The organism is Halomonas sp. 3D7M (assembly GCF_014897885.1).
In the GTDB taxonomy this organism is placed as follows: Bacteria; Pseudomonadota; Gammaproteobacteria; order Pseudomonadales; family Halomonadaceae; genus Vreelandella.
The window spans coordinates 1-3341 of the sequence record NZ_JABUZF010000085.1; the positions used below are offsets into that span (position 1 = coordinate 1).

Genomic DNA, 3341 nt, shown 5'->3' on the forward strand with positions numbered 1-3341 from the left:
CATCGACCAGTTGCTGGAACTGAATCAATACATCTGCCGGCGAATTGATGAACTGCGTGACCGGGAGAACCTCCAGGCGCTGAGCCAGTTGCGGGTGGGCCTGAAAGTGACCTTCGAGAGCCGGGAAGGCCCCGTGCTGGGGATTGTCACCAAGATCAACCGCAAGAGCGTGATCGTGTTGGATGAGGATGGCAGGAAGCAGTACAAGGTCTCGCCGGAGTTACTTGAGACCTCTCCGGGACGTGAAGTAGGTCAACTACGTCTTGGAATGAACGCTTACGCTAATTTTAACGAGCCAAATTTATGATTGGACCGCTTTGAGCGAAAAGCGGGCTTTCGGCTCATATCTACCAAAAATCAGCAGTACTCTGAAAGCAGACGTTAATAATTACTTTCTTATATTATTCATAAAAGCGGGGCGTAAAACGCTAATCATCGTCACACAATTGCATTGATGTAACACACTTATAATTTTAGCTCTTCAAGTCTGCATGGCTTTCCAAAAAGGTATCCCTGATAAGTATTGCAGCCCATGCTCTTTAACAATGCTCGCTGATCCTCTGTCTCGACGCCTTCAGCGATTACTTGCAGATCCATTGAACTAGCTAAAGTTATAATAGCCTGAGCAATCGCCTTGTCATTACTACTGTTAATGATGTCCCGAACAAAACTCTGATCTATTTTTAACTGGTTTATAGGTAACTGTTTCAAATATGATAAAGATGAATAACCAGTACCAAAATCATCAATAGAAAACGTAACACCGCATTGCTGCAATTCTCGCATCTTAGCTTTTACATCTGGAATATTATTAGCCAAGAGTGATTCTGTTATTTCTAACTTTAGCAGTTGAGGATTAGCGCCTGAATTTTTCAATGAGTTGATTACTTTCTGAACAAAATCATCTTTGCTAAATTGAACTACGCTAATATTAACCGCAACGCTCAGGTTCTTCATAGCAGGCTTAGAAGCCCAATCGACTAAGGTTTCACACGCCTGTTGTAAAACCCAATCCCCAATAGGCACAATAAGACCCGTTTCTTCCGTTAGTGGAATAAACTGCGCCGGTGAAATCATCCCTTTTTCTGGATGAAACCAGCGTAAGAGGGCCTCAACACCGATAACCTGTCCATGTTGGTCAATCTGCTTTTGATAGAAAAGAGTAAATTGTCTTTGCTGTATTGCGTTATATAAGTCGTGGATCAAGGTCGCTCTTGAGCTAACTGCAACCTGCATCTTGGGATCAAAAAACTGCACGCCATTGCGACCAGCCTCTTTAGCCTTATACATTGCCATGTCGGCTTGTTTTAATAAGTCCTCTTTTGAGACGCTTGTGCTATTAAACATTGTTACCCCGATGCTTGCGGAGCTATTGTACGTTAAACCCTCCAAGTCATATTCTTGCGTTAAGTGAGCCATGATTTTTTGCGCAAGTGATTCAGCCTGATTAGCAGCCGTTTCTTTATCATCACTTAAGTCTGATACTACGACAACAAACTCATCCCCCCCTAACCGTGACACCGTATCACCCTGCCTAACCGATTGAACCAAACGTGCGGCGACCTGGCATAACAATAAATCGCCTTTATTGTGACCAGCACTGTCGTTAAGATTTTTAAAATTATCTAAATCAAGAAACATTAAAGCCGCAAAATTGTTGGCGCGTGAGCAATGTGTTATGGCGCCTTGTAATCTATCCAATAACAACCGACGATTTGGTAGTAATGTGAGTGAGTCATAAAATGCTAACTGATGTATTTCTTGCTCACGACTTTTGCGCTGAGTGATGTCCCGCACGATTCCAATGAAATTAGTTTCACCAGCCATTTTTACTTCAACAACACCCAGCTCAATAGGAAATGTTGTACCATTTTTGTGCAATGCATCAAGTTCACGAATACGACCGGTAATGTCACTGATACCCCGGTTAATATAATTTGATAAGTAACTATCGTGATGTTCACGATGCGGTGAGCCCATAAGCATACTGATATTTCTGCCTATAATTTCTTCATCAGAATAACCAAAAATTTCATTTGCAGCCTGATTAAATTTAAGTACCTTACCCTTGCTATCAATGGTAATAATGCCATCAAGTAAGCTCTCGACAACAGCTTCCATCTGCTTTGATTTTTCGTTGAGTGAGCTTTCGGCCTGTATCTGGTCATTAATATCAAAGTGCGTACCCAGTAACCACTCAGCATTACCATCATTTGTTCTTGTGGACACTCGCCCCCTGGTATTAATCCAAATCCATTCGCCGTTTTTATGTTTCATTCGAATATTGGCTTCGTATATGGGAATAAGACCGGCTGCGTGTTTTTCGATTTGTACAGCACAATAGGCTAAATCATCGGGATGGGTCAGTCGGTCCCAGGTGTTTCTGCAAGTTGGCAGCAGTTCGGAAAGTTCGTAGCCCAACAATGATGCCCATTTATCATTAATTACTAACTCGCCATTTTGTAAATTAAGACGCCATGTGCCAATAGTATTGGCATCAATCACCGCTTTGAGTAAATTCTCACTATTGTGAATGAGCTCTTCATACCGCTTCTCTTTCGTGATATCGGTCTGGATTGCAATATAGCCACTAAGCTCGCCTTCTTCGTTTAGCAATGGATTACAGGCTATTCTCACCCAATATGATTGCTGCTCTTTTGAGTAATTGAGTACGTCAACATTGAAACTCTGCTGTAAAGCCAGGGCCGCTCTCATCCTAACAATAGTTGCAGGATCAGTGTCGGCTCCCTGCAATAGTTCGCCTGGCTTTTTACCCAGCATATCTTCGATGCTATAACCAGTGATGCTAGTAAACGCCTCATTTATCCAGACAACAAAACCACGTATATCGGTTATCACTACGCCATTCGTTGTTTGCCTGGCAACTTCCGAAAGACGCCTGATGGCAGAGTGTGCAGCGGTTTGCTCAGTAGTATTGCGAATAATAATCAGAACTTCATTTTCATCAATTTTCTTGTATCGCGCCTCAAAGGATTTATTCAATTTTGCAAAGGTGTAGTTGTGGTGAATGACATTGCCGTTCTCAAAAGCCTGTTTAACATTATCCATCAGTTGATGACCTAATTCATTAGGCAATACATCAAGGATTTTCTGCCCTAAAATTTCATGTTGAGGCTTAAGCAAATCAGGATGGTCGTTACACACTGAAAAACGAAAGTTTCGGTCAATGACAAAAACCATATCTGGCAATGTTGCCATTATTGTTGCCGTTCTTGTCATGCCAGCTGACAGTTTTTGTTGGAGCGTTTCCTGATCTAGTCTGGCAATCTCATGCTCAACCATGTCAGCTAACTCACGTAAGTGAATCCGCATAAGTTATG

Annotated in this window: 2 protein-coding genes; one reads left to right on the forward strand and one right to left on the reverse strand. The window is 42.2% G+C overall.

The genetic code is table 11. The features are described 5' to 3' along the window. A partial coding sequence (locus tag INT22_RS03240; RefSeq protein ID WP_193067684.1) for a hypothetical protein occupies positions 1 to 307 on the forward strand: 307 nt, incomplete at its 5' end. A gap of 158 nt (positions 308 to 465) precedes the next feature. Here INT22_RS03240 and INT22_RS03245 read toward each other — a convergent pair. After that, on the reverse strand, positions 466 to 3303 hold the full coding sequence (locus INT22_RS03245; RefSeq protein ID WP_226912368.1) for a bifunctional diguanylate cyclase/phosphodiesterase: 2838 nt from the start codon (positions 3301 to 3303) through the stop codon (positions 466 to 468). Positions 3304 to 3341: the final 38 nt, after the last annotated feature.